The sequence below is a fragment of the Ferrovibrio sp. genome (assembly GCF_019636075.1).
GTDB lineage: Bacteria > Pseudomonadota > Alphaproteobacteria > Ferrovibrionales > Ferrovibrionaceae > Ferrovibrio.
Window position 1 is genome coordinate 1 of record NZ_JAHBYG010000016.1, and the last position, 25,303, is coordinate 25,303.

Annotated in this window: 23 protein-coding genes and 1 pseudogene; 6 read left to right on the forward strand and 18 right to left on the reverse strand. The window is 58.2% G+C overall.

Going from position 1 to position 25,303, the window contains the following annotated elements; genetic code table 11:
- From KF827_RS08830 to KF827_RS08845, 4 genes and pseudogenes are all read left to right on the forward strand, one after another.
- Positions 1–801, forward strand: a pseudogene (locus tag KF827_RS08830) (thiolase family protein); the annotation flags it as partial.
- A 5-nt stretch (positions 802–806) separates the two neighbouring features.
- Complete coding sequence (locus KF827_RS08835; RefSeq protein WP_291003596.1) at positions 807–1,226, forward strand: OB-fold domain-containing protein; 420 nt, start codon at positions 807–809, stop codon at positions 1,224–1,226.
- 15 nt (positions 1,227–1,241) lie between these two features.
- On the forward strand, positions 1,242–2,297 hold the full coding sequence (locus KF827_RS08840) for an SDR family oxidoreductase (protein WP_291003598.1): 1,056 nt from the start codon (positions 1,242–1,244) through the stop codon (positions 2,295–2,297).
- Between the two features lie 27 nt (positions 2,298–2,324).
- Positions 2,325–3,095: an SDR family oxidoreductase gene (locus tag KF827_RS08845; protein WP_291003601.1), complete on the forward strand. Its 771-nt coding sequence runs from the start codon at positions 2,325–2,327 to the stop codon at positions 3,093–3,095.
- Here the strand turns inward: KF827_RS08845 and KF827_RS08850 are convergent.
- The 12 genes from KF827_RS08850 to mgtA form a co-directional block, all read right to left on the reverse strand.
- Positions 3,092–4,108 carry an ABC transporter ATP-binding protein gene (locus KF827_RS08850; RefSeq protein ID WP_291003603.1) on the reverse strand — a complete coding sequence of 339 codons (1,017 nt, stop codon included), beginning with the start codon at positions 4,106–4,108 and terminating at the stop codon, positions 3,092–3,094. The genes KF827_RS08845 and KF827_RS08850 overlap by 4 nt on opposite strands.
- On the reverse strand, positions 4,105–5,094 hold the full coding sequence (locus KF827_RS08855; protein WP_291003606.1) for an ABC transporter ATP-binding protein: 990 nt from the start codon (positions 5,092–5,094) through the stop codon (positions 4,105–4,107). Before KF827_RS08855 ends, KF827_RS08850 begins: the two co-directional genes overlap by 4 nt.
- A 4-nt stretch (positions 5,095–5,098) precedes the next feature.
- A complete protein-coding gene (locus KF827_RS08860) occupies positions 5,099–6,001 on the reverse strand; it encodes an ABC transporter permease (protein ID WP_291003609.1) in 903 nt (300 codons plus the stop codon).
- Positions 5,998–6,969, reverse strand: coding sequence for an ABC transporter permease (locus tag KF827_RS08865; RefSeq protein WP_291003612.1), 972 nt, complete (start codon positions 6,967–6,969; stop codon positions 5,998–6,000). The genes KF827_RS08860 and KF827_RS08865 overlap by 4 nt, the downstream gene beginning before the upstream one ends.
- A 35-nt stretch (positions 6,970–7,004) precedes the next feature.
- On the reverse strand, positions 7,005–8,603 hold the full coding sequence (locus tag KF827_RS08870) for an ABC transporter substrate-binding protein (protein WP_291003617.1): 1,599 nt from the start codon (positions 8,601–8,603) through the stop codon (positions 7,005–7,007).
- A gap of 28 nt (positions 8,604–8,631) precedes the next feature.
- A complete protein-coding gene (locus KF827_RS08875) occupies positions 8,632–9,414 on the reverse strand; it encodes a sulfite exporter TauE/SafE family protein (RefSeq protein ID WP_291003621.1) in 783 nt (260 codons plus the stop codon).
- Positions 9,414–10,928 carry an aldehyde dehydrogenase family protein gene (locus tag KF827_RS08880; protein ID WP_291003624.1) on the reverse strand — a complete coding sequence of 505 codons (1,515 nt, stop codon included), beginning with the start codon at positions 10,926–10,928 and terminating at the stop codon, positions 9,414–9,416. Before KF827_RS08880 ends, KF827_RS08875 begins: the two co-directional genes overlap by 1 nt.
- A gap of 56 nt (positions 10,929–10,984) precedes the next feature.
- Positions 10,985–11,989: a GTP-binding protein gene (locus KF827_RS08885; protein ID WP_291003627.1), complete on the reverse strand. Its 1,005-nt coding sequence runs from the start codon at positions 11,987–11,989 to the stop codon at positions 10,985–10,987.
- Positions 11,986–13,626: an amidohydrolase gene (locus KF827_RS08890; protein WP_291003630.1), complete on the reverse strand. Its 1,641-nt coding sequence runs from the start codon at positions 13,624–13,626 to the stop codon at positions 11,986–11,988. The genes KF827_RS08885 and KF827_RS08890 overlap by 4 nt, the downstream gene beginning before the upstream one ends.
- A gap of 104 nt (positions 13,627–13,730) precedes the next feature.
- Positions 13,731–15,215: a PLP-dependent aminotransferase family protein gene (locus KF827_RS08895; protein ID WP_291003633.1), complete on the reverse strand. Its 1,485-nt coding sequence runs from the start codon at positions 15,213–15,215 to the stop codon at positions 13,731–13,733.
- Between the two features lie 155 nt (positions 15,216–15,370).
- Positions 15,371–15,868, reverse strand: a complete 498-nt coding sequence (locus KF827_RS08900; RefSeq protein WP_291003639.1) for a peptide deformylase — start codon at positions 15,866–15,868, stop codon at positions 15,371–15,373.
- A gap of 9 nt (positions 15,869–15,877) precedes the next feature.
- Entirely contained in the window at positions 15,878–18,433 is a 2,556-nt protein-coding gene (gene mgtA / locus KF827_RS08905) for a magnesium-translocating P-type ATPase (RefSeq protein WP_291003642.1), read from the reverse strand.
- Between the two features lie 327 nt (positions 18,434–18,760).
- On the opposite strand from mgtA, the gene KF827_RS08910 reads away from it, so the two are divergent.
- Positions 18,761–19,102: a hypothetical protein gene (locus KF827_RS08910; RefSeq protein ID WP_291003645.1), complete on the forward strand. Its 342-nt coding sequence runs from the start codon at positions 18,761–18,763 to the stop codon at positions 19,100–19,102.
- Positions 19,103–19,115: 13 nt separating this feature from the next.
- Here the strand turns inward: KF827_RS08910 and KF827_RS08915 are convergent, their stop codons facing one another.
- Positions 19,116–19,490, reverse strand: a complete 375-nt coding sequence (locus KF827_RS08915; RefSeq protein WP_291003648.1) for a RidA family protein — start codon at positions 19,488–19,490, stop codon at positions 19,116–19,118.
- Between the two features lie 259 nt (positions 19,491–19,749).
- On the opposite strand from KF827_RS08915, the gene KF827_RS08920 reads away from it, so the two are divergent.
- Positions 19,750–20,553: a tryptophan 2,3-dioxygenase family protein gene (locus tag KF827_RS08920; protein ID WP_291003653.1), complete on the forward strand. Its 804-nt coding sequence runs from the start codon at positions 19,750–19,752 to the stop codon at positions 20,551–20,553.
- 9 nt (positions 20,554–20,562) lie between these two features.
- Here the strand turns inward: KF827_RS08920 and KF827_RS08925 are convergent, their stop codons facing one another.
- From KF827_RS08925 to KF827_RS08945, 5 genes are all read right to left on the reverse strand, one after another.
- The gene (locus KF827_RS08925; RefSeq protein WP_291003656.1) at positions 20,563–21,600 is read right to left on the reverse strand and encodes an aldo/keto reductase; all 1,038 of its coding nucleotides are present in this window, start codon (positions 21,598–21,600) and stop codon (positions 20,563–20,565) included.
- Positions 21,601–21,654: 54 nt separating this feature from the next.
- Positions 21,655–22,926, reverse strand: a complete 1,272-nt coding sequence (locus KF827_RS08930) for an ABC transporter substrate-binding protein (protein WP_291003659.1) — start codon at positions 22,924–22,926, stop codon at positions 21,655–21,657.
- Between the two features lie 77 nt (positions 22,927–23,003).
- On the reverse strand, positions 23,004–24,059 hold the full coding sequence (locus KF827_RS08935) for an aldo/keto reductase (RefSeq protein WP_291003661.1): 1,056 nt from the start codon (positions 24,057–24,059) through the stop codon (positions 23,004–23,006).
- Between the two features lie 38 nt (positions 24,060–24,097).
- Positions 24,098–24,463, reverse strand: a complete 366-nt coding sequence (locus KF827_RS08940; RefSeq protein ID WP_291003664.1) for a TIGR04076 family protein — start codon at positions 24,461–24,463, stop codon at positions 24,098–24,100.
- Between the two features lie 9 nt (positions 24,464–24,472).
- Positions 24,473–25,180, reverse strand: coding sequence for a GntR family transcriptional regulator (locus KF827_RS08945; protein WP_291003668.1), 708 nt, complete (start codon positions 25,178–25,180; stop codon positions 24,473–24,475).
- Positions 25,181–25,303: the final 123 nt, after the last annotated feature.

Genomic DNA, 25,303 nt, shown 5'->3' on the forward strand with positions numbered 1-25,303 from the left:
CTGGCTGAACATGGTGTGCATACCGATGCTGAGCAACAATTTCTGGATACTGCCGGCATCACCATGCCTGCCCAGGAATTTGCGTTGCTTTGCCGTCTGCATATGCAGAAATACGGTACCACCACGGATGACCTGGCAGCGGTAGCGATGTCTGGCCGGGCTAATGCGATTGATAATCCTCGTGCGCAGATGCGCAAGCCGATGAGCTTGGAGGATTATCAGAATTCGCGTTGGGTTGCGGAACCATTCCGCGTATTTGATTGCTGTTTGCAAACCGATGGGGCTTGTGCGCTGCTGGTTACAAGTGTGGAACGTGCTCAGGATTTGAAGAAGGCCCCGGTAGACATCTTGGCCGGTTTCACTGCCACGGGGCCGCGCAACCGCGGTTCCATGTGGGGTAATTTTAATATCGATCCAACCACCACATATGCCGAGTTTCATGCCGACCGTTTGTTCAGTCGCGCCGGGATCGGTCGCGACGACCTGGATTTTGCCCAGATATACGACTGCTTTACGTACAGCATCATCGGGCAGATGGAGGGTTTTGGCTTGATCGATCGCGGCGGGGCCGGCGATTTCTTCCGCTCTGGTGCCGGTCGCATCAATGGGCGGCTGCCTATCAACACTCATGGCGGCCTGCTTTCCGAGGGTTATATCCACGGCTTGAATAGCGTTGTTGAGGCCGTCAGCCAATTGCGCGGCGAAGCCGGGCCGCGTCAGGTTAAGGATGCTGAACTTGGCTTGGTCACGGCAGGCGGCGCCACCCAAACGGGCAGTGCAGTGATCCTGGGGAGGCATTGAGTATTATGAATATGTCTGCATCTAGTTATCCGGTCCCGCAAATAACCGCGATCAGCAAGCCTTTCTGGGATGCCTGCCAGCAACATAAATTGCAGGTGCAAAAATGCGATTCCTGTGGCCGCTTTCGCTTCTATCCCAGCGAGGCTTGCCCGGATTGCCGTTCCACATCGTATAAATGGGTGAATATATCCGGGCGAGGCAAGATTTTGACCTGGATTGTAGTGCATCGTTCCGTGGATCCGGTCTGGCAGGAGCGGGTACCTTTTGTCACTGGCATTGTGGAGATCGAAGAACAGAAAGGTTGCTTTATTCCTGGCATCATTCTGGGGCGCACCCCTGCTGATGTGCAGGGAGGCATGCCGGTTAAGGTCGAGTTTGAAGAAACCAATCCCGGTGTTGTTGTGCCGCGTTGGCGCGTGCAATAGCGAAGCGGGTTCTGCATGCCAGAGAAGTTGGCGCTGGTAGCCGGGGCACGCGGCATTGTCGGGGGTAATCTCGTCGACCGGCTTTTGCAGCAAGGCTGGCGCGTTATCGGTGTTTCACGCGGCGATGGCGGGCCGACACGACCGAATTATCAGCATATCGGCTGCGACCTGCTGAATCCAGCGGCCTGCGCGGCGATAGCCCCGGAATTGCGCTCGGTTAGCCACGTTTTTTATACGGCGCGCGCCTCGGCGCCAGAACCGGCAGCAGAGATCGCAGCCAATCTCGGCATGTTGCGTATTGTCATGGAGCAATTGCTGAGTCAGGCAGACGGATTGCGGCATGTCTGTCTTGTGCATGGCACCAAGTGGTATGGCAGCCATCTTGGTGCTTTCCGCACACCGGCGCGGGAGGAAGATCCGCGCCATGCCGGATCGAACTGGTATTTCGATCAGCACGATTTCATCACGGCTTATCAAAAAGGAAAGGCCTGGACTTGGTCTACTGTCCGGCCACACATCGTTTTTGGCATTGCTGTTGGCTATCCGTTTAATCTGGTAGCCACTCTTGCTGCTTATGCTTCGCTATGTCGTGAATCCGGTGCGGCATTGGATTTTCCCGGCGGTGCCAGGGCCTATAATGCTCTCAGCCAGGCAACCGATACCAATCTTCTGGCCGATGCCATGATCTGGTCGGCACAATCGTCTGAAGCCGCCAACCAGGATTTCAATGTGATCAACGGCGATTATTTCCGTTGGTGTAATCTCTGGCCGTCATTGGCGGACAGCTTCGGTCTGCGCTGCGGCGAGCCGGTTTCCCGGCGCATGAGTGAACTGATGGCGGATAGCGATAATCGCTGGGATGCTCTTGTTTCTCGTCATGGATTGGCATCCGTGCGGCTGGATATGTTGGCCAACTGGCATTTTGCGGATTTTCTGTTCAAGACTGAATGGGATGCCCTATCCTCGACAGTGAAAATACGTCAAGCCGGTTTCGACCGGCCTTTGGCGACCGAAAAAAGCATGCTCGATATCATCGCAGAAATGCGATGCAGAAAATTGATACCGAGTTAGCCAGCATCAGAGCTGGTGGAGGCCTATATGGAATATTCCGAGCAGGTTGGTCTTGTTTGTGGCGCTACGGCAGGCATTGGCTTGTCTATAACCGAGAACCTTTTGCGCGCCGGGATGAGGCGGGCTGTAATTGTAGGCCGCAACGAAGCGAGAGGGCAGAAAGCCCTGGCCGATTTGAAAGCCCATCATCCAGGCGCAGAGATCGAATTTGTTTCGGCTGATGTGTCTCAGCCGGAATATGCCGATCGCGCCGTAGAGGCGTGTATCAGTAGATTTGGTCGCGTCGACACCCTGGTAAGCAATGCTGCTGGCGATCCTATGCCGCGGTTGCTGCACGAAACGCCAATCGAGGCCATGCCAGAGGTGTTTCGCAGCATAACATCGGGCATCCTGCTGCCTTTGCGGGCCGCGCTGCCACATATGATGCGGCAAAAAGGCGGATCAATGATCTGTATTGCTTCCGATGCGGCCAAACTGGCCACGCCTGGTGAAACCATCATCGGCGGTGCGATGGCCGCAGTGGCAATGTTTTGCCGCAGTTTGGCCATTGAGGCGCGTCGCTCCGGCATCCGTGTTAACTGCATTACGCCCAGCATTGTGCAGGGCACGCCGCTCTATGCCAAGGTAATGTCCGATCCCTTTGCGTCGCGTCTATTCCGCAAAGCCGAGGAGCGGGCGCAATTGGGTGTGGTGCAGCCGGATGATCTTGCGGCTTTGGTGGTTTTTCTGGCCGGGCCGGGGGCGGAGCGGCTCACAGGCCAGACAATCAGCGTGACAGGAGGCATATCCGCGGCTTAGGCGGCAGCCATGATGCTGCGGCCTGCGGCGCTTACTTCTTCGGTCTTATGGCAGGCCACAAAATGACCGCTGCCGGCTACCGACAATTGCGGAGTTTCCTTGCGACAGCGCTCATCGGCAAAGGGACACCGGGCGGCAAAGCGGCAGCCAGCAGGCGGATTGATCGGGCTCGGCGGTTCACCGCGCAGGCTAAACCGCTGTTTTAAACTCTGCCGCAAACCACCAGGCGGCGCTGCCGCGGTCATCAGCGACCAGGTATAGGGGTGGCGAGGGCCGGCAAATAGCTGAGCGCTCGGCGCTTGCTCGACAATCTGGCCAAGATACATCACGGCGATCTGATCGCAGAGATACTGCACCACGCCAAGATCATGGGAGATGAATACATAGGTCAGGCCGTGATCGCGTTGCAGGCGCTTTAGCAGATTCAATATCTGCGCTTGAATTGCCACATCCAATGCCGAAACAGGTTCGTCGCAAACAATCAGATCGGGCTGAGTGGACAATGCTCGCGCTATTACCAGGCGCTGACGCTGCCCTCCGGAGAATTGGTGAGGGAACAGCATGGCGGCTTCCGGCGGCAGGCCTACCACGCGCAGCAAGGATTCCAGCCGTTCGGCGCGGTCATCAGCGCTGCCTACTTCCAGAAGATCCAGCGGTTCACGGATCAAGTCGCCGGCGCGCCGGCGCGGATTAAGCGCCGAATAGGGATCCTGAAAAATCATCTGAAAATGCCGGCGCGCCTTTCGTAAGGCATCGCCGCGTAATGTGGTCAGATCGGTTTCGCCCAGGCGGATATTGCCTGCTGTGATGGGCGCTAAGCGCATAATGGCTTGTGCCGTGGTGGATTTCCCGGAGCCGCTTTCGCCCACAATGCCGAAGGTGCTTTGCCGAGGCACCCGAAAACTGACGCCATCCACGGCATGCACGGTCAGTCGCTGCCCAAAGGCGCCGGCTCGCCCGGCTGGGAAATGAACCTTGAGATCGTTCACTTCAAGCAAGGTATCGTTGCTCATGCGGCCTCTCCCTGAGGGTGCCAGCAGGCAACCTGGTGTGAGCCGGTGCCGGTGGTGGGAGGAGGCGCTTCCAGACAGGGGCCGGCGGAATAGCGGCAGCGCGGGGCAAAGCCGCAGAGCGGCCCGCGTTTGCCCAGGCCAGGCACCATACCGGGAATCTCTTCCAGAGCTTCGGATGGCTGCGCGGCGGCAAGGCCCAGGCGAAGATGGGGTACGCTGGCAATCAAGCCGCGTGTATAGGGATGCTGTGGTTGGTTTAGGATCGTGGCGGTAGGGCCTTGTTCGATGCATCGACCGGCATAAAGTACGGCCACCTCGTCGGTGATATCGGCTACCGCGCTGAGATCATGAGTGATCAGAACGATGGCGGTGCCAATATCCTGCTGCATTTCGCGCAGCAAGTCGAAAATCTGCGCCTGCACGGTAACATCCAGAGCCGTGGTTGGTTCATCGGCGATCAGCAAGCGCGGTCGGCAGGCCAATGCCATGGCAATCATTACACGCTGCCGCATGCCGCCAGACAGCTGATGTGGATAGGCATCGATGCGTCGCTCTGGCGCCGGTATCTGCACAGCACGCAGCATGGCAATAGCGCGCTCGCGGGCGGTCTGGCGCGACAGGCCCTGATGCAGCCTCAGCGCCTCGCTGATTTGGTCGCCGACGGTGTAGACCGGATTCAAAGCCGTCATCGGCTCCTGGAAGATCATAGACATACGATTGCCACGCAATTGGCGCAGCGCGTCGCCCGGCAGCTTGGCCACATCCTGGCCTTCCAGGGCAATGCTGCCGCCGGCTATTTGGAAGCCATCGGGCAGCAGGCCCATGATGGCCAAGGCGGTCATGCTCTTGCCGCAACCGGATTCCCCTACCAGCGCAATGGTTTTTCCGGCCTTCACCGAGAAAGAGAGATTTTCCAGCACTGGCACCACGCCAGGGGATTGCTGAAGGGTAACGGTAAGATTTTTTATATCGAGAATGGCGGACATGGCGTCACCGCTTGCGCAGACGCGGATTCAGCGCGTCGTTAATGCCATCGCCGATAAGGCTGATGCTGAGAACCGCCAGGAATATCGCAGCGCCAGGCATAACCACCACCCACCAGGCATCCAGGGCATAATTACGGTTCTGCCCGATCATCATGCCCCAGCTCATCACGTTTGGATCCCCCAATCCGAGAAAGCTCATGCCGCCTTCGAACAGGATGGAGATACCGATGGCGAAGGCAGCGGCAACGATAATTGGCGGCAGGGCATTCGGCAGTATCACGCGCAGAATGGTATAAGAGCTGCCGGCACCGGCCGCCGTTGCGGCCTTTACGTAATCGAGTTCGCGGATGCGGAGGAATTCGGCTCGGGTCAGGCGGGCAACGCCGGTCCAACTCACCACGCCGATGGCCAATGTGATGGTTTGCAGCGAAGCGCCGAATAGCGTTACGAGAACCATGGCAAACAGCAAAGTGGGCAATACCTGGAAGAATTCGGTGATTTTCATCAATGTGGTATCAAGCATGCCGCCGAAAAAACCGCTCAACGAGCCCATGGCAATGCCGATGGCAAGGGTGATGATGGCTGCAACTGCGCCCACTGTTAATGTGGCCCGCCCGCCCACCAGAATGCCGGCCAGGATGTCGCGGCCCAGGTAATCGGTGCCAAACCAATATTCGGCATCGGGTGACGTAAAAGGTGCGCCCGCAATATCGAAGGGATCGATTTCATACAGCGTCGGCCCAAACAATGTGAGAAGCAGAATCATGCCAAATAAGCATGCGCCGATCATGCCGGTGGGGTTCTGCACAAAAAGACGGAATGTTTCGCGTAATGGCGATATGCGAACAATCGCTACCGTTTCGTTAGCGGGAGTTAATGCTGGCGGCACGGGGGGCGCTGTGTTCATCGGCGCAACCTAATGCGTGGATCCACCAGGCGATAGGCAATGTCGGTGGCGATGTTGGCAAGCATCACCAACAAAGCCGAAAAAAACAGTACGCCCAGCAAAGTAGGATAATCGCGGCGCAGGATCGATTCAAAAACCAGGCGGCCCAATCCGGGCCAGCCAAATACCGTTTCCACCAGAACGGCGCCGGCGAAAAGATGGCCGAATTGCAACCCCACCATGGTCACCACCGGTATCAGTGCATTGCGCAGGGCATGCTTGAATACCACCGTGCGCTCGCTTAGGCCTTTCGCGCGCGCAGTACGGATATAGTCGGCACGCAGGGCATCTATCATGCTGGTGCGAGAGAGGCGGCTATATTGCGCCATGTAAACAATGGCAAGCGTAAGGGCGGGTAAAACCAGATGGTGCAGCACGTCCAATATATAGGCTGCTCCCTGTTTGGGGCGCGCCACATCGGCCATGCCGCTGATTGGAAACAACGGTATGGCGGAAGCGAATAAAAGAATCAGCATCAGGCCGGTCCAAAAAACCGGCGCGGCATAACCAGCGAGCGAAAAGAATGTGACAAAGTGATTGAGCAGGCCGTTTGGTTTGCGCGCGCTTAATACGCCAAGGAAGGTGCCGGCCAGAACTGCAAGGCTCAGCGCTGCCAATACCAGAATAACCGTGGCGGGCAGCCGCTGAAGGATCAGCTTGGTAACGGATTCATTGAAGTAGAAGGAATGGCCGAAATCGCCCTGCAGCACCTTGCCAATATAGATCGCCAATTGGTGCAGCATGGGTTTGTCGAGGTCATAAAGCCGGCGAATCTGATCGAGAACCTCTTGCGAGGCCCCCCCCATTTCGCCGGCAATGACCTGCGCTGGGTCGCCAGGAGCAGCGTGAATCAGGCAGAAATTCAAGACAACGACAGCCAGCAGCAGTAAAGCTGCATTGGCGATTTTGACGAGAATATCCGTGATCAAGGCTTGGCTATCCAGCGCAGGTTAAATCGAGACTATCAGCGTGCCGGCTGGGATTGCCAGTACAACTCGTCCAGTGGTGACATCGAGCCCCAGATCGTAGTGGGCAGGTTGCCGAGGCTGGTGTGAAACACACTGTGATACGGAATGACGTTGATGAAAAAGATGGGCACTTCCGACACCACGATTTTCTGGAATTCGGCATAGAGTGCCTTGCGTTTTTCCAGATTGGTTTCCACGGCCGCCTGTTGCAGCAGTTCATCCACGCGTGGGTTGGAATATTGCTGGGTGTTGGACCAGATGATGCCCTTGCGGATATTCGACGTTAAGTATGTGCGCGCTACGCCGATCACAGGATCGCCCCAGTTGAACACGCTATCCATAGTTAGGTCGAAATCGAATGTGGCAATGCGCTGTGCCCAGGTAGGGAAGTCTGGTGCCGCGCGCACTTCCAGCGCGATGCCGATTTTTTTCAATTGCGGACGCAGATATTCCGCTATGTTGCGCTGCTGCTCGTCGGTGCCCGGGATGAAATCGATCTGCAGCGGAAACCGCACACCATCGCTGCCTTTTTTATAGCCGGCTTCGTCCAGAAGCTTTTCAGCTTTCTTCAGATCGAGCTTGTATTGCTCTACATCTTTGGTTGCAAGCGGTGAGGTCGGGAAAATCGGGCCGTAAGCTGGCTCCGCCTTGCCGGCCATAAGCTTGCCGGTGATGAAGTCGCGGTTAACGGCATAGGCAATCGCCTGGCGTACCCGCACGTCATCCAATGGCTTCTTCTTGGTGTTGAAGGCCAACCAGTTGATGGCGCCGATCCCTTCGAAACCCTTGGGCGCCACGATGATATTCTTCATCTTGTCGAGCCGTTCCAGCGAGCGCACGCCGGCAATCGTGGCGCTATGAATATCGCCCCGTTCCAATGCGAGCAGCATGCTGTTCTCATCGGGCATCAAGCGCACAACGATCTTGTCCAGATACGGTAGGCCGGCGCGGAAGTATTTGTCGAATTTCTCCAGGGTGTAATATTCGCCTTGTTTGTATTCGGTGAGTTTATAGGGGCCGGAACCGACCGGTTTCAGATTGGCCGGATGCACCTTGATATCGCCACCAACGCCATAGACATGCTTGGGCAGGATGGGCATCAGGCCAGGAGACATTGCCAGCAGCAAAGCCGGATGCGGTTGGGAAAGCTTGATCACAGCGGTGTGCGGATCGGGCGTTTCCACCGCTTCCACTGGGGCCAGCATGGTCTGGAATGGATGATTGGCCTTGATCGTCATGATCGAGAAGGCCACATCCTCGGAGGTGATCGGCTTGCCATCGTGGAATACCGCATTCTTCACCAGTTTGAGCGTAACGCTCTTGCCGTCGGATGCGGTTTCCCAAGCCTCGGCCAGATAGGGCTGCGGATTCCATTTGTCATCGTAGCGCAGCGGGCTGGCGAAAATCTGCGTGCTGGGCAGGGCCGTGGCTACACCGGATTGTACAGCGCCATTGAAATGCCGGGGAATCTGCGGCGTAGCGATCACCAGGGTGCCGCCGGGCTTTGGTTGTGCAAAGCTGCTAGCGGCGGTGAACGACAGGGCCAGCATGCTTGCGGCTACGGTGCCGAAGAGGCGTCGAGTCCAGAGTGTCATGCGTCTTGCTCCGATTTTATAGCTGTTTCTATGACGGCGAAATGAGCGGCCAGACTTCTCGGATCATCATTGCAAGCGCCGTACCAATAAGCGTGAACAGCGCAGCCTCCCTATATATTTTTGTACCATACCGACGAAAAAGCATCGCTCCGAGGGCGGAGCCCAGCATAATGATCGGCAATGCGGCCATAGCAAGCAACAGAGTTATGCTGTCTGCGATTCCGAATGCCAATGTACTCGGTACACCCGCCAGAGCGGTCGTGAAAAAAAGTATCATTAAAGATGAGCGTGCCTTATCGGCCGGCATATGAGTGAGCATTGAATAGGCGATTGCCGGTGGGCCTGGCATTGCAGCCATCCCATTGCACAAGCCAACACTTATCCCGGTGCAGGCCGCCAACTTTTGGCTGGGCTGCATAGGAAGCCGAAATGGACGCCACATCATCGTGGCGCCAGCAAGCACAATGGTTGCAATCGCAATGCGCGCCATGCTGGGCTGCGCGATGGATAGTAGATAAACGCCCAAAGGCGTGGTGATTACGGCGAATGCGGCGATGGTGATAAAGCGTCTATCGAGATTCCTGTGATGGCGCATTGTGTCAATTGCGCCGATCATCAATTGCAGAATGAAAACCACCGGTACCGAGCGCGATGGCGGCAAGGCCAGGCTGCTGAATGGAACCGCTACCAGAGCAAAGCCAAAGCCGGTGAAACCACGCAGGATTGCCGCCGCCAGAAACGCCAGGGCGGTTCCCGCAAGGGGGGCTGGAGAGGCGAGGCCGGCGGCTTGCAGCTGTTCCAGCACCAGCATCACATGCCGCTGAATACTATGGTTTTCTTGCGCGTAAAATGTTCCTGCATGGCTTCCAAAGATGCTTCCTTGCCCAGCCCGGATTTGCCGAAGCCACCATAACTCAAATTCGGTTGGATCGTGAGATTCTGGTTCACCTGAACATAGCCTGCATTCAGTCGACGCGTCGAATCGAGGGCGCGCCCGAGATCGCGCGTCCAGACCGAAGCCGCCAGGCCGAATGGACTATCGTTGGCAGCCGCCAGAACCTGTTCATAATCATCCCAGGCGGTGATGGCGGTAACCGGGCCGAACACTTCTTCGCGCATAACCGGGCTGTTTTCGGGCAGGCCGACAAACAACACCGCCTGCATGAAAAGGTCTAATTTGAGAGGGGCGGAAACATTCATCCGCCCGCAGCGGATTGCCTGTGCGCCTGGCGTGGCCTCACCGAGAGCGACATAGCGGTCTATGATGGATTTCTGCGTGGCCGAGATAACAGTGCCGATATCGGTTGCCTCGTCCAACGGGTCGCCGATCACCATGGCATCCAGCTTTTCGCGTAGTCGGGCAACGAAGGCATCGATCAGGCTGCGATGAACATAAATGCGGCTGGCAGCCGTGCAGCTTTGGCCCTGACGGGTGAAGCGCATGCCGGCTATGGCGCCATCCACCGCGCGCTCCAGATCGGCATCGGGAAACACCAGCATCGGGCTTTTGCCGCCGAGTTCCAGGCTTACCGGGACGATGCGTTTGGCGCCTTCGGCATAAACAATCTCGCCTACCGGCTGCGAACCCGTGAAGGTGATCTTGGCCACATCGGGATGCGCGGTGAGCGGGGCGCCGCAATCGGGGCCATCGCCCATCAGCACATTCACCACACCGGCGGGCAGCATATCGGCCAAAATCCGCGCGGCGGCCAGGGTAGCAAAGGGGGCCTCTTCGGCGGCCTTGATCACCACGGCATTGCCTGCCACCAGGGCTGGGGCCACTTTCAACATCATCAGCACCAGCGGCACATTCCAGGGCAGGATGGCGGCTACCACGCCCAGCGGCTCGCGGATCGTCACGGAAAGCGTATCGGGGCTGAAAGGCAGGGTTTCGCCTTTCAGTTCGGAGGCCAGACCGCCATAGAATTCCAGCAAATCCGCAGCAACGCGCAATTCGCCACGGCATTCGGTACGGATCGCCTTGCCGGTTTCCAGCGCCAGCAAGACGGCAATCGCCTCGGATTGCGCTGCCAGTAAACGGCCTGCCTCTGCCACGCGCTTGCCGCGTTCGCGGGCGGCCATGCCGGCCCAACTGGGCTGCGCACGTTTGGCAGCGGCCACGGCACGGTTTACATCGGCGGTTTGACCAGCGGCGGCCAAACCTAGTGTTTCCTGCGTGGCCGGGTTCAGAACGGCAAGCGATCCGCCGGTTTCCGACGGGACAAAATCATTGTCGATCAAATGGTTATTTTGTAGCCGCGCGAGCCATTGAATGGCAGCACGATAGGCATCGGAGGTTTGCGGCGTGAATGGCAAGGTGTTCATTCGGGCAGCATGGCAAAGCGCTGGCCCCGCCCGTAGGGCCACGGCGGCAAGATCAACTATGCCACGGGCATTTCAAGGCTGGTTTTGGCGAATGCCGATTCGAAAAGTGCCGTCAAAACAGCATCTTCGGGCAAGCGGGCAGTGCCCAGGCCAATCAGCAGGCTGTCTTCGCCAAGAAGAGAGGTTAATAGCGGATGCGAGGATTTTTCGGTGGCGCCAAGGCTCCAGCGCGATCCTGTCATTTGCAATAGAAAAGGTGCGTTCTCTCCTTCGATCCAGCACCAACCCTTCAGTCGCAACAGCGATGCCGGCAGGCTATCCAGCAGGCGCTCAAGCTTTTCGCGTTCGAAACGGATATTACGGCGATAAAGCCAGCGCTGAATGCCATGATCCGGCGTGTCTTCCGGTGCAAACAACGGCAGTCGCTCCGGCGTTGTGGCATGATCGAACTGCATCAGCATAGCCGGCGGTTTGGCATCGCGGGTTTCGATCACCCGCAGCCCTGGCTGTAAACCGGCCAGGGTTTCATGTGCCGTTTGCAGGCGTGCGGCATCTACCAGATCGATCTTGTTGAGCATCAGCAAGTCGGCACGGCGAAGCTGGCGCCTTACAGTGTCGCCGATATAGGAATCCGCCAATTGCGCGGGCAATTGTTCGGCATCGGCCAGCACGATCACGGCGGCCAGCTGCAGATCGGGCTCCAGCATGGCCACTTCGGCTATCTGCCAGGGATCACCCACGCCGCTGGCTTCGATCACGATATGCTCGGGCAGAACCGGCGCAGAAAGTACGCGGATCAGCGCTTCGCCCAGGCCATCGGCCATCGTGCAACAAATGCAGCCGTTATTCAGATTGATGGTGTTGCCATCGTGGCTGGCAATCAGCGCAACATCCACATTCACGGCCCCGAAATCATTCACCAATACGGCATAGCGACAGCTTGCCTGCCGTAGCAGGTGGTTCAGGAAGGTGGTTTTGCCCGCACCTAGAAAGCCGCCGATCACCGTGAGGGGGATGGCGTTGTTCTGGTCCGCATGCTGCTCCGGTGCGTTCAGGATCATGGCTTCGGGGCTTGAAAGACCTGGCCGCCGCAGATCGTGCCCCAGATTGGAATATCCTTCAATGTCATTGGGTCGACGGCGAAAGGATCCTGTTCCAGCACCACGAAATCGGCGAATTTTCCGGTTTCGATGCTGCCCACCAGATGATCCATCCGCATCGTATAGGCCGGGCCGATGGTAATGCCGGCCAGGGCGTCGGCTACGCTCAGGCGCTCGTCCGGCCCTAGCAGGCGCCCGCTGGCGGTGATGCGGTTCACGGCGCACCAGGCGGTGAAAAGCGGCCGCAGCGGCGTCACTGGCGCATCTGAATGCAGGCCGAATGGTACGCCCAGGTTTTTCGCCGTGCCGGCGGCGTTGAGGCGGTTGGCGCGCTCCGGCCCCATGGTGATGGCATAATGCTGATCGCCCCAATAATAGATGTGATTGGAAAACAGGTTGGCGCAGATGCCCAGGGCCTTCATGCGCTTGAATTGCGCTGGGCTGGCCATCTGGCAATGTTGCAACGTGTGGCGATGATCGGCCCAGTAATGGGCAATTTGAGCGGCTTCAATGGCATTGATGGCCAGTTCGGTAGCCTCGTCGCCATTGGTGTGGATATGCATATGCACATGGGCGGCATGCAGCTTGCCAACGATTTCGTCCAGCTCATTGGGTGCGATATACCACAGGCCGTTCTCGGCACCGTTGTGATAACCCGGCCAGCGCAGGCGACCGGTGAAGCCTTGAATGGAGCCATCCACAACCAGTTTCACCATGCCGAAATATAGCTTCTCGCTGTTGGTGGTTTTCAGCTTGCCGATGCGTTCGATGATCTGCTCGGTGGTGGCGCCGATCCGCGAAAGCGCCGGCACAAGACGCATAGGGAAATCGGCAGCCGAGGTTTCCTTGCGGAAATCCGCCAGGCATAGTTCGGTCAGTTCATTATGCAGATCGGTGACAGTGGTGGCGCCGTTGATCACCGCAGACCGGCTGAAACGCCGCACGCTATCGGATGATACGCTATCGCTCAGGGCATTCCATTGCAGGCCGCGAAATAGCCTTATCCGCGCTGCCGGGCCTTGCAATTCACCGGCCGGCTCGCCATCCGCATCCTTAGGCACGCCGTCGATATTCGTGCTGCGATCGATCCCGACCTTTTGCAGGGTGAAACTGTTGGTATTGATGATGTGGAAGCTGGCATGGATGATCAAAACCGGGCGGGTGGTGGAAACGCGGTCCAGGTCTAGCCGGGTCATGCGCCGGTCGTTGAAGTAAATCGGGTCGAAGCCCCAGGCAAACAGGATGGCGTTCGGGTCGCTCATGGCATCCGAAACTGCCTTCAGGCGCTCCACCACGGCATCGATGCTTTTCAGGCCGCTTACCATCACGCCATCGGGCGAAACGCGGTCGAAATAGCCCACATAGCTGTAGGGCCAGATGCTGCCCTCCATGATGTGGCTGTGGCCTTCCACGAATCCGGGCATCAACACTTTGTCGGCAAAGCGCGTATCGATCACAGCGTCGGGCCAGAATTTCATGTCCTCGGCATTACCGACAGCAAGGATTCGGCCATCCCGGATGGCGACATGGCTGGCCTCAGGCAGGCCCGGGTTCATGGTGATGATCTTGCGGGCGGTAATAATCGTGGTGGCCGGCATGGCTACTCCTGAGGCTGGCGGGACTTTCTTATTGCCCCAGATTGGTCTTGCCCGGGGTTTGCATGGTAGGTCCAGAAGAGTATGCCGGAATGGTCCAGGCGGCTTTAGTGCCTTTGTTTACGCAGGTCCGACACGGCATCTGCCAAAGCCCGCACGCCGTCTGGAATCCTGCTGGCCGGAATCGACGAGAAACCCAGGCGCAGATGTCCGCTGCTTGGCGGTGTTGCATAGAAGGGCTCGCCGGGCTCGAAGAGCACGCCGCGTTTTGCGGCCGTTTCCAGTAAATCCACCGGATCGATATCGGGCGGGCAGGTGAGCCAGATACTGGAGCCGCCTATGCTGGGCGAGCGCTGGAAATCCGGCAGATGCACGGCCACGGCGGCGCAGATGGCCTCCCAGCGGTCTTTCAGCGCATTGCGCAACGTGCGTACCAGGCCTTGGCAATGGCCCTCGGCCAGAAAGATGGCGGCTGTGCGCTGATTGTTGAGCGGTGCGCTGCGATGCATCAGGCGGCGCAAGGCGCGGGCCTCGCGGATCACTGCGGCGGGGGCCACCATGAAACCGATGCGCACGCCGGGCGCCAGCAATTTCGACAATGTGCCGAGATAGATCACGCGGCCATCACGATCCAGCGACTTCAGGGCCGGCATCGCCGCCTCGAAGCGGGTTTCGCCTTCATAATCATCTTCGATCAGGATGGCATCGGAGGCCCGCGCCCAATCCAGCAGGGCCTGGCGGCGATCATTGGGCATGGTCACCATGGTGGGGCATTGATGCGCCGGCGTCACCACCAGATACCCCAGTTTATCCAGCCAAGGCCCCAGCCGCAGGCCGCTTTCGTCCACCGGTACCGAACGCACCTTGCCACGGCTGAGGCTGAATATGTTGCGGGCATCGGTATAGCCGGGATCCTCGATGCCAACCCATTCGCCTGGCCGCACCAGCAATTGCGACAGCAGATACAGCCCATGTTGCGAACCGAGCGTGATCAACACTTCCTCTGGCCGGGCGAAAACGCCGTGCTGGGGCAGTATCTGGCGGCAAATCTGCTCGATCAGCAGCGGATCGTCGTTCACCGCATGGTCGGCTGCCCAGTAATTCACAGCCGAGCGGCCCAAGGCATCGCGTGAGCATGCGCGCCATACGGCGATGGGAAACAATTCGGGGTCGACCTGGCCGTAGATGAAAGGGTAGCGGTAATCCTGCCAGTTGGTGGGTTTGGAGATATTGCGCCAGGCTGCTGGCGTGATGGCAAAACGCTCGGTCCAGTCGGTTTGTGCGCGAGGGGCTGGGCCGGCGTCATTTTCATTCACCGCACGCTCGTTTACGGCCAGCTGGCTGGCATTGCCTTCCACGAAATAACCACGCCGCTCGGTCGAAACCAGATAACCGCGTGCCACCAATTCCTCATAAACCGCAATCACCGTATTGCGGGCCACGCCCATCTGTTCGGCCAGCGCCCGAGAAGGGGGCATCTGCTGGCCAGACGCCAGCCGGCCATCGCCGATGGCGCCAACGATGGATTGGCGCAGCGCACTTTGTATGGTCTGCCCGGCTTCACGCTGGGGGAGGAGAAAGGCCCAATTCACCCGGTTTGCTCATGGCTCTGGTCGCGGTTGGCGGGAATTATGGCGAGCAGCTCCTGCCGATTACAAGCTGCATGCGCATGAAAAGGGCAAATGAATATTTGCCGTAAAATTAAGCAAATATCTTTTGTGAAAAAAAGATTTTATTTTATAGGGGGTTATCCACTGCGTTGGCGTTCGAATCGTTTCATGAGGCGGTCTCGTTTCAGGCGAGATAGGCGGAATATCCAGAAGACGCCGTCCAACTGATCGATCTCGTGCTGCAGACATACAGCCAGAAAGCCATCGGCTTCCTCGGCGTGGTTCTGGCCGTTCAAGTCCTGGTAGGTGAGATGGATGCGCGCTGGCCGCTCCACCTCTTCGGAGATACCGGGCATGGATACGCTGCCCTCGACATGCCGTGCGGTTTCTGTCGATTGCCAGGTGATGATGGGATTCACATAGATGCGCGTACTGGCCGGCCCCTCCAGTTCCAGCACTACAAGCCGCTGCATGGCGCCGATATGCGGTCCGGTGATGCCAATGCCGGGTGCTGCCCGCATTGTCTCTTGCAGGTCTACGGCCAAGGCGGCCAGCGCTGCATCGAATTGTGTGATAGCGACGGTCTGTTGACGCAGGCGGGGATCAGGATAGCGCAGGATGGATCGGATCGTCATGGTTGGATTCTAGTCGGCATGCCGGCTGAGAAACCAGCGTTTCACCTGTTCCGCGATCACCAGATAGACAGCGCTGACACCCAGCAGGCTGAGCAGAATCTGCGGCGGCAGAGGCACGAAGCCGAACCATGCAGCCAGTGGCGTATACGGCAGCAATATGGCCAGGGCCACTATGCCGAGGGAACACGCCATCAGTGCGGGATGCGGCCAACTCTGCCAAGGCCGCCCACGCGTGCGAATCACGAAAATCACCAGCACCTGGGTCATCAGCGATTCCACGAACCAACTGGTTTGAAACAAGCTCTCGCCGGCCTTGAATATCCACAATAGCAATCCGAAGGTGAGAAAATCGAATAGCGAACTCACCGATCCCAGCACCAACATGAAATTGCGCACAAAAGCCATGTCCCAATGGCGCGGCTGGGTGATCATCGCATCATCCACCTTATCGAGCGGAATGGCGATTTCGGATGCGTCGTAAAGCAGATTGTTGAGGAGAATCTGGATTGGCAGCATCGGCAGAAAGGGCAGTAGAATCACCGCTCCGGCCATGGAGAACATGTTGCCGAAATTGGAACTGGTGCCCATCATCACGTATTTCATGATGTTGGAAAATGTGCGCCTGCCTTCGCGCACACCCTCGGCCAGCACATTCAGATCCTGCTTCAGCAGAATCATAGCGGCGGCTTCCTTGGCCACATCCACGGCATCTTGCACCGAAAGCCCCACATCGGCGGCCTGCAGAGAGGGCGCATCGTTGATGCCATCGCCCAGATAGCCCACGACATGGCCGCGACGGCGCAGCGCGCGTATCACCCGGGCTTTTTGCGGTGGGGATACCCTGCAGAATAGCGTGGTATCGGCCAACCGGGCCGATAGCGCCTCGTCGGTCATTTTCTCTAACTCTGGTCCGTTTATGGCGCCGCTTACGGCAATGCCAAGCGCCGCGCAGACATGGCGCGTAACCCGTTCGTTATCGCCAGTCACCACCTTCACAGCCACCCCGAGCCCGGCCAGTGCAGCGATAGCCTCGCGTGCACTTTCCTTGGGTGGGTCGAGAAAGGCGGCAAAACCCGCGAAGGTCAGTTCGCTTTCATCGGCAATGTCGGCATGGTCGCGGTCTGGTTCCACCTCGCGCCAGGCGATGCCCAGCAGCCGGAAGCCTTCATCGCCCAGGCGTTCCAACGTGGCCAACGCGCTGGAACGGGCTGTATCATCCAGCGGTCGAGATGCATCGCTGCCTGCTTGGCGATAGGTGGATGAATGCTTCAGCACATCCTCCGGCGCGCCTTTCACAACCAGATAGCGGCGCCCTGCCTGCTCGGCCAGGATGGATACCCGCCGCCGCTCGAAATCGAACGGCACTTCGTCGATCTTGCGCCAACCGCCAATATCGGTCGGCGCCGCTTCCATGATGGCATCATCCAGCGGGCTTTTGAGGCCGGTTTCAAAAGCGGCATTGATATAGGCCCAATGCAGTACATCGTTGTTTTTGGCGCCGGCGATGTCAACTTCGCGCACCAGTTTGATATGCGCTTCCGTCAATGTGCCGGTCTTGTCGCTACACAACACATTCATGCTGCCGAGATCGTGGATTGCCGATAATCGCTTAACGATCACATGCTGGCGCGACATGCGCACGGCCCCGCGCGCCAGGGTGACCGACACCACCATCGGCAGCAATTCCGGCGTGAGGCCCACGGCAAGGGCCAGAGCGAACAGGAAGGATTCGATCAGCGGTCGATCGAACAGCAGATTGATCAGCAACACAAACAACAGCAACAGCGCGGTGATCCGCATGATCAGCAGGCCGAAATTATGAATGCCTAGAGTGAAGGCGGTCGGCTGCGGTGGCTTACGCAAGACTCCGGCAATCGCACCGATCCGGGTGCGGCGCCCGGTTGCCAAGACAATGGCTTTGGCACTGCCGCTGATCACCGAACTGCCCATGAATACTGCGTTATCCGGGGTCGCTTCATCTACCGGCGGCGATTCTGCCTTGGCATTCTTTTCCACCGGATAGGGTTCGCCGGTAAGCAGGGCTTCGTTCACGAATAGATCGCGGGCTTCCAACAGCCGGCAATCGGCAGGCACAAGATTGCCGGCTGAAAGCACCACGATATCACCGGGCGCCAGATCGGCAGCCGGAATATCTTGTACTTTGCCATCGCGCAGAGCGCGCACACTCAATGCCACGCGCTGGCGCAAGGCTGCTGCGGCGTTTTCCGCCCGATGTTCCTGGATGAAATCGATCAGAACCGATAGGACGACGATGGTGGCGATGATGTAAAAGCTGGCTTGCTCGCCACTGATCGCGGCAATACCTGCGGCAAACAGCAGGATCAGCACCAGTGGATTGCCGAAGCGCTTCAGCAGCGCAATTGCCATTCGTTGGCTTTCGGGCGCTTCCAGCAGATTTTTACCTGTGCTGGCCAGCCGCGCCAAAGCTTCCGTTTGGCTTAGACCATCGGCGCTGCTTTGCATGAGGCCGCAGATGTCTGCCAAGGGGGCAGACCAGGCCGTTTGTGTGGGGTCTGCAAGGGTAGGGGCGTTTGGGTCGGGCATGCTCAATCTGCGACCATGCGGCTTGTTGCGAACTTGAGGGAATATCAAGCGTCTTGTTCATTGATATACACCCGGTTCAGGGCGGGAAACAGCCCCAAATTACACAATTGAGATGATGAATTTTCTTACGGAAAGGACCAAATTCTATTGATTTGAAACAGGCGACCAGCTGCGGCAAAAATCGCGGCCATGAACCGTATCACAGCTCATAACCACCCATCGCGCATGTGCTGCGCCCGAATGTGTTGCTGCTGAGGCCTCCCCAGACCACGGCATCACAAGGCAAGCAGCAAGTGCATACGGCCGTGCAACGGCCTGGAGGACAAAATGAGTGAAGTATACGTTATTGAAACAGGTCGGCGCTTCGGCGAGCGTATTGAGGCTGGTTTGGTAAAACGCGAACGCGGCGGATTCCGTTTTTTCGCGGCCAGCGCATTATTCGCCGCCATCGAAAACAAGCTGTTTCGCCGGCCTTCGGAGGCTGAGCGTGCCGCCGAGCGGCTGCTGCATGATGTGCGCACCGGCGCTGCACAAAGCGTAACGGGCGGCGATCTGCCGGTCAGGCATGACGAGGATGCGTATTCGCTGGTAGATCCTCTGGCATTGCCGCCCGATTGGCTGGGTGTGCCGAATGTTGTAGCGCTTTCGCTGCTGCCATTCGACCGCTGAGCGGCTGGCGGCTTCAAATCACCGCCATGGCCACCAATTCTATGCGTGTGCCGATGCCCAGCAGTTTGTTCACCACCACGGTTGCGCGCACCGGATAGGGTTCGGGCATGATCTCGCGGTAAGCCGTATTCATGCCGGGGGCATCGGCATCGTCGATCAGATAGATCGTCATCTGCGCCACATTGGCCAGGCTGCCACCGGCGGCTTCCATCGCCATCTTCAGATTTGTCAGCGCGCGTCGGGTTTGCGTCTCGATGTCGCCTGTTACCACCGCTCCGGTTTCCGGATCTTTCGAGACATGCACTGAATAAACGATATTGCCGGCCCTCACCGTGCCGCTTACCGGGGCCTTGGATGCTGCGATGCCGGTCTTCACAACGGAAATCATTGCTCTGTCTTCCAATCTTATGTGCTGAGAGGGAGGCCGGTTCAGCGTCGGCCGCAGCGTGGTATAGCGTAAGCTGCTCTTTGCAGAAAGAGATTGGCAGCCAGTGCTATCGGCTGTTTCAGCGGCGCCGGAATCTATGTCACGGGCGTTGTCTTTATATGCAAGACGACGCTGTTTTTCCCTATTACAAGCGGCGATTTTGCGATATATTTTATATCTAAAGTAATTGCTGCCTGGAGTCAGGCCGGATAGGTGCTCAATGTCAGATTCACCCCAGACCGACAACAAGCCCGTAGGTGCGCCGCCGAGCGCTGACCAATTCAGCTATATCACGCATCTGCAGTTGGATACGCTGCTATCGGCCATGAAGCCGATCACCCCGCACCCGGAAGAGCATATTTTCCTCACCACCCATCACGCGCTGGAAATCTGGTTCAAGCACGTGATTTACGACCTCAAGCGCATCATTCCGATGTTGGAGGCCGACCGGTTGGCTGAGGCCAACTGGCTGCTGAAGCGCCTTGGCGAGATCATGCGGCTGGCAGACGGGCATTGGACCGTGCTGGAAACCCTGTCGTCGCCTGATTTCCATGAATTCCGGCCCTACCTTACCGGGGCCAGTGGCATGCAGTCGCGGCAATTCCGCGAGGTTGAGGTGATATGCGGCCTCTGCGAATTGGGTGGGGAGAATTATGTCGCCAGTGTGCGCAAGGCCTGGCCTGGAATGATCGAGGCATATCCGGTCACGCTCCGGCAGGCTTTTTTCAACCTGATCAACCGTTCAGAAACCAGCCTGCTCGAAATCTACGATAAGCGTTGGCAACATCCACAGCTTTTTGCCCTGGCTGAAAATGCCATGGAGTTGGATCGCCGGTTCCAATCCTGGCGTTTCAACCATATTTTGATGGTACGCCGCCAGATCGGCATGCGCACCAAGGGTACTGGCGGCACCTTTGGCCGGGATTATCTCAGCGCCACCATGGGCTATCTGTTCTTCCCCGAACTTTGGGAATTGCGCCATGATATTGCCGCGTTGCATGGCGGTGAGATTGCCAAGCCGTAACAGATCGGCTCAAGAACCTTGATAGCTGGCTTGGATAGCAGCCAGCATTTCGCTGCGTTCGATATCGGCCACATCGCCCGATATAGGTCCGCGCTGCGCAAGAATGACTGCGATGGCCGCAATATCCCGATCATCAAGGCCAAGATGGGCGGCTTTTGCATAAATCGCGGCCCGTTGGGGCGACGACATGCCCACCAGCAGTGCTGTCACTCCGCTGCTTCGCAAACTCCAGGCCAGGGCAATACTGGCAATATCGGTGTGTCTGCTTTCGGCGCAGCGATGCAGGGTCTGCAGCAGGGTTTGCAACCAATCCCAGCCGCCGAAGCGCTCAATCAATTGCCGGTAAACCTTGCCGAATGGTTTTTCGGCTTTGGGTTCTAGGCCAGGGTCAGGTTGCCCCAACCAGGCTTCGCTTAAAAAACCGCCGGCCAGCGGACCATAGCCAAACAGATTGACGCCGCTTTGCTGACAGGCCTGGGCCAAACCATTGCCGGCGCGCGGATCAAGCAATGAAATCTGCACCTGATTGGATAGAACAGGGATGCCATCCTGCAGTAACTGCTGCATCTGTGGAGTAGGGAAGTTGGTCAGGCCGATATCGGCAATCACGCCTTGTTGTTGCAAGCGCCCCAATGTTGCGGCGGCTTCGCGCCAGCCGGGCAGGGCCAGATTCCACCATTGCAATTGCACCAGGGGCAATTGCTGAAGCCCCAGCCTTGCCAGCGAGCGCTTGATGGAGGCCGCGATATCGTGGCTAGACAAGGTTGCCGCGCCGGATTGCGTTACGCGGGTATGAATGCGCAGGTTTTGCAGGGCTTCCTTGCCGCGCTTTTGCAGCAGATACGAACGGAAACGGCCGAGCGTTTCTTCCACGCCGGCATAGCTGTCGGAGGCTTCTATCGCGGTGAAGCCAAGGTCGTATCCGGCTAGCAACTCGGCGAATAATGCAGCTTCATCAAGTTTGCCGGCACGTTCATGCATCTGCCATGTGCCGCGTATCAGGCGGGGAATGGCAAGGCCGGGTTTGAGTATGATCTGCGGTATCATGGCGGCAATAAAAAACGGGCCGGCTTGTACCGGCCCGTTTGTTCAGTGGATCTATCAGGTGCCGGTCTTGGCCTTGGTATCGGCCACGTCCTGCGCGCTGATATCTTTTTTCTGCACTAACTTGCCGCCTTCAACAGCCCAGCCCACGAAGGGCGTGCTGACATCGCCATACTGGTCGAAGCTCATCGCTCCGGTGGCGCCGATATAGCGGATGGTCTTGCCTTCCGAGAGCAGTTTGACGGCCTTCTTCAGGTCATCAGGGCTCAGCGTGATGGCTTCGCCCTTGGGATCTGTCACCTTTGGCAAGGCGGCGGCAATCTTCTTGCCGTCCTTGTAATCCTTGGCCGCCAGCATGGCCAGGCCGATCAGGGACGCGGCATCATAGCCGGAATCGCGCCCCGGACCCACGCCAGAGGAATTCCAGCGCTTTTCATAGACCTCACGATAGATCGTTGCGGAATTCGGCGAGGGCGAGCCTGGCGTCATGAACAGCGCGTTCTTCAGATATTGTTCGCCGATCTGGTCGATGAACTTCTGATCATTCAGACCCAGCGGGAAAATGAATTTCTGCGGGCCGCCGAGTGCCAGCCAGTCGCGCATGATCTTGCTGCCATCGATCACCGAGGCGGCGAGATACAGACTGTCCGGCGAGCCTTCCAGCGACTTGTTCACTTCGGCGCGATAGCTGGGCTGTTCGGCATTGTAGGTTACTTGGCCGGTGACGGTGCCGCCCAGTGCCTTATAGGTGGCGATGAACTGCTTGGAGAGATTGTTGCCCCAATCGTTGTTCAGATTCACCACGGCCATCTTCTTGTGGCCGGCTTCGATGGCGGCTTTGGCAGCAGCCACGGCCTGCAATGCATCGGATGGCTGCACGCGGAAGAACAGGCCATTCAGTTTGCCCTGACGTGCCATCTCAGTGAAGGTGGGCGAGGAGGAGGCGGCCGGAATCATCAGCACGTTCTTCTCCACGGTAACCGAGGAGAGGATCGGGCCGGTGACGCCGGAGCTGATCGGGCCGACAATGGCGCTCACGCCATCCAGGTCCACCAGGCGGCGGGCGGCATCCACACCTACGGAAGGTTGGGTCTGGTCGTCGCGCACCACATATTCCAGCTTGGCACAATCGCCCACTTTCCAGCCGGCTTCGGCCAGGCGTTCCACGGCGAGCTGTGCCGCGTTGTTGATCGGAATGCCGAAGGTGGAGTAGCTGCCGGTCATCGACAATGTGGCGCCGATCTTGGCCGGGCATGCCAGGGCAGGCGCGCTGACACTCAATCCTGCTGCGGCGAATGCCGCCAGCATCATATGCCGTTTGTTGATCATCTTAAGCCTCCATTCCTGTTTCTTGCGGTGTTTTTCGACTGGTTGAATCTGGGCTGTTCCCCGACGATGCGCCGGTCTTAGGCTGCCGGCTTTTGATTAATCTCATTCTGATTGTAGCGCATGATGCGGCCATGGGGGCCGTTGCGATCATTCTCGAGCTGATAGCAATCGCCGGGCGGGCCGCGGCGATTGTCGGTTACCAGCGCTAGTTCGGCACGGTCTTCGCGGCTAAGCGCGAAATCGAAAATCTTCAGGTTGCGCGCCAGATGCCGGGTGGATGTGGCGCCTATGATGCAGCCGGCCACATTGGGGCGATCCAGCACCCAGCGCACAGCCACTTCGCCGATGCCCACGCCATGGCGTTGGCCGACGCGCTGCAGGGCTGCCAGCAGTTCCTGGAACAGCGACCATTCGCCGAATTCGTCGATGATCAGTTTGTATTTGGTCCAGGAGCGGTTTTCGAAGGGGCCTTTCGGTTCCGGCTTGCCCAGCCAATCCTCCGAGAAGAAGCCGCCCAGCAGATGGCCATAAGTCAGAATCTTGATGCCGTGCGCCTGGCAATAGGCGTTCATTTTCCAATCGGGGCGGCGATCGACCAGCGAATACTGAATCTGGTTGGCCACAACGGGCACGCCGGCATCCACCAGTTCGGCCAGATAATCCGTGTTGAAGTTGGTTACGCCAATGCGTGCGATCTTGCCTTCCTGCTGCAATTCTTTCAGTACCAGGGCGGTTTCCACCGCCCCCTTCACATTCCAATCCCACCAGAAATATTGCACCAGATCGAGCTGTTCCACGCGCAGCCGTTTCAGCGAGCGGTCGATGATCGAAACAACGCTCTGGCGGTTCATGCTAGCCAGGGCGCTAAGATCGGGCACGAATTTGGTATGCACCTGCACCAGCGGTGCCAGACTGGGATAATCCCGGCGGAAATCGCCGATCAATTCCTCCACGCCGATATAATGGTCGGCGCAATCAAAGCTGGTGATGCCGGCTTCCACGAAAGCAGCCATATCCTTGATTGCTTGGCTGCGATCAACCTGGCCATGGCCACCGGCAAGGTGCCAGCCGCCTTTCAGCAGGCGAGACATGGTGTAGCCCGGGGTCAGTTCGATGCGTTCAACCTGTGACAAAGTTCAATCCTCCGGGATAACGCGAAATCGTGTGGTGTTCAGTCTTGCGGCAATGGCACGAAAGTGGTTTCGGCATGGCTGAAGCGCCGCTTGCCCAGCCGCGTGATGCGAAAGCGGCTTGGGCAATTGGGATCGGGGCAGGCCACCTCGGCATCGGTGGTCATCCAATCATTCTTGTGGGTAGGGCGCTGTTTCGCCGGCAGCATCGGGATGATGGCGGCGAGGTTATACATGCTGAATCCCTTGCCTTGGGGGAAATGCAGCAATTCTCCGCGCACCTCGAAATAATCGCCAACCTCGCTGTTGCACATCAGCTTCGCACCCGGCGGAGCCACCACTTCCACCCGCAGATCGTAGAGTTCGAAGGCATCTTCGATCTCGCCTTTGATCTCGCCATAGCTCATGCTGTTGCCTCAGGCTGCGCGTTCATCGGGAAACATGGCATCCCGCGCAATATCGCAGGAGCGGTTGATATCGGCTTCCAGCGCGCGGCGCACGCGGGCGGCATCACGCCGCTTGATAGCCGAAAGCGCCGCTACATGGAATTCCGCACCGCGACCGCCGCGGGCATCGAAATATTCCGCGGATTTACGGATGAAGGGGCCAATCTGCAGCCATAGCCCTTCGATGATCGGCAGCAGCACGTTGGATCCCGACATGCGATAGAGCGCGAAGTGAAAACGCTGATTCTGCGCCACGCTCAATTCCGCCTGATCGGCATCGTCTGCGGCGGTTTCCTCATCCACCAGGGATTCCAGCATCTTTATATCGGCCTTGGTGGCCCGCGTGGTGGCTAGTTCGGCGGCCAGACCTTCGATGGCGATGCGGGCGCGGCGCAGGTCGTCCAGCCGCTCGCGGTCGAAGATCGGCACCCGGGCCGAACGGTTGGGCAGGGCTTCCAATGCATTCTCGGCCACCAATTGGCGAATCGCTTCGCGCACAGGCTGGGTGCTGGTGCCGAACAGATCGGCCATCTCCTGGATTTTCAGCGGCTGGCCAGGCTGAAAACGCCCGCGCATCAGAAGGTCGCGCAACTGGCGATGAATGCGGTCCTGCACGGTTTCACGCTGGATTGGGGTAACGCCCAGATCTGCAGTCGAAAGGCTGGACAGAACGGCCATGCTTCACCGCCTTGCTTGTTGCTGCCACCGCTTGATGCCGGTCCGCGCGCGGCGGTAATTTCATCTTGCGATGATCTTTGATCAAAGATATCCTACCAAAGACGGTCGGGCTTGGCCAGGGGG

Excerpts from the sequence above, each read along its gene's own strand:
- KF827_RS08835 (WP_291003596.1), top strand. The coding sequence starts at position 807 with ATGAATATGTCTGCATCTAGTTATCCGGTCCCGCAAATAACCGCGATC.
- KF827_RS08840 (WP_291003598.1), top strand. The coding sequence starts at position 1,242 with ATGCCAGAGAAGTTGGCGCTGGTAGCCGGGGCACGCGGCATTGTCGGG.
- KF827_RS08845 (WP_291003601.1), top strand. The coding sequence starts at position 2,325 with ATGGAATATTCCGAGCAGGTTGGTCTTGTTTGTGGCGCTACGGCAGGC.
- KF827_RS08850 (WP_291003603.1), bottom strand. The coding sequence starts at position 4,108 with ATGAGCAACGATACCTTGCTTGAAGTGAACGATCTCAAGGTTCATTTC.
- KF827_RS08855 (WP_291003606.1), bottom strand. The coding sequence starts at position 5,094 with ATGTCCGCCATTCTCGATATAAAAAATCTTACCGTTACCCTTCAGCAA.
- KF827_RS08860 (WP_291003609.1), bottom strand. The coding sequence starts at position 6,001 with ATGAACACAGCGCCCCCCGTGCCGCCAGCATTAACTCCCGCTAACGAA.
- KF827_RS08870 (WP_291003617.1), bottom strand. The coding sequence starts at position 8,603 with ATGACACTCTGGACTCGACGCCTCTTCGGCACCGTAGCCGCAAGCATG.
- KF827_RS08875 (WP_291003621.1), bottom strand. The coding sequence starts at position 9,414 with ATGCTGGTGCTGGAACAGCTGCAAGCCGCCGGCCTCGCCTCTCCAGCC.
- KF827_RS08880 (WP_291003624.1), bottom strand. The coding sequence starts at position 10,928 with ATGAACACCTTGCCATTCACGCCGCAAACCTCCGATGCCTATCGTGCT.
- KF827_RS08885 (WP_291003627.1), bottom strand. The coding sequence starts at position 11,989 with ATGATCCTGAACGCACCGGAGCAGCATGCGGACCAGAACAACGCCATC.
- KF827_RS08890 (WP_291003630.1), bottom strand. The coding sequence starts at position 13,626 with ATGCCGGCCACCACGATTATTACCGCCCGCAAGATCATCACCATGAAC.
- KF827_RS08900 (WP_291003639.1), bottom strand. The coding sequence starts at position 15,868 with ATGACGATCCGATCCATCCTGCGCTATCCTGATCCCCGCCTGCGTCAA.
- mgtA (WP_291003642.1), bottom strand. The coding sequence starts at position 18,433 with ATGCCCGACCCAAACGCCCCTACCCTTGCAGACCCCACACAAACGGCC.
- KF827_RS08910 (WP_291003645.1), top strand. The coding sequence starts at position 18,761 with ATGAGTGAAGTATACGTTATTGAAACAGGTCGGCGCTTCGGCGAGCGT.
- KF827_RS08915 (WP_291003648.1), bottom strand. The coding sequence starts at position 19,490 with ATGATTTCCGTTGTGAAGACCGGCATCGCAGCATCCAAGGCCCCGGTA.
- KF827_RS08920 (WP_291003653.1), top strand. The coding sequence starts at position 19,750 with ATGTCAGATTCACCCCAGACCGACAACAAGCCCGTAGGTGCGCCGCCG.
- KF827_RS08925 (WP_291003656.1), bottom strand. The coding sequence starts at position 21,600 with ATGATACCGCAGATCATACTCAAACCCGGCCTTGCCATTCCCCGCCTG.
- KF827_RS08930 (WP_291003659.1), bottom strand. The coding sequence starts at position 22,926 with ATGATCAACAAACGGCATATGATGCTGGCGGCATTCGCCGCAGCAGGA.
- KF827_RS08940 (WP_291003664.1), bottom strand. The coding sequence starts at position 24,463 with ATGAGCTATGGCGAGATCAAAGGCGAGATCGAAGATGCCTTCGAACTC.
- KF827_RS08945 (WP_291003668.1), bottom strand. The coding sequence starts at position 25,180 with ATGGCCGTTCTGTCCAGCCTTTCGACTGCAGATCTGGGCGTTACCCCA.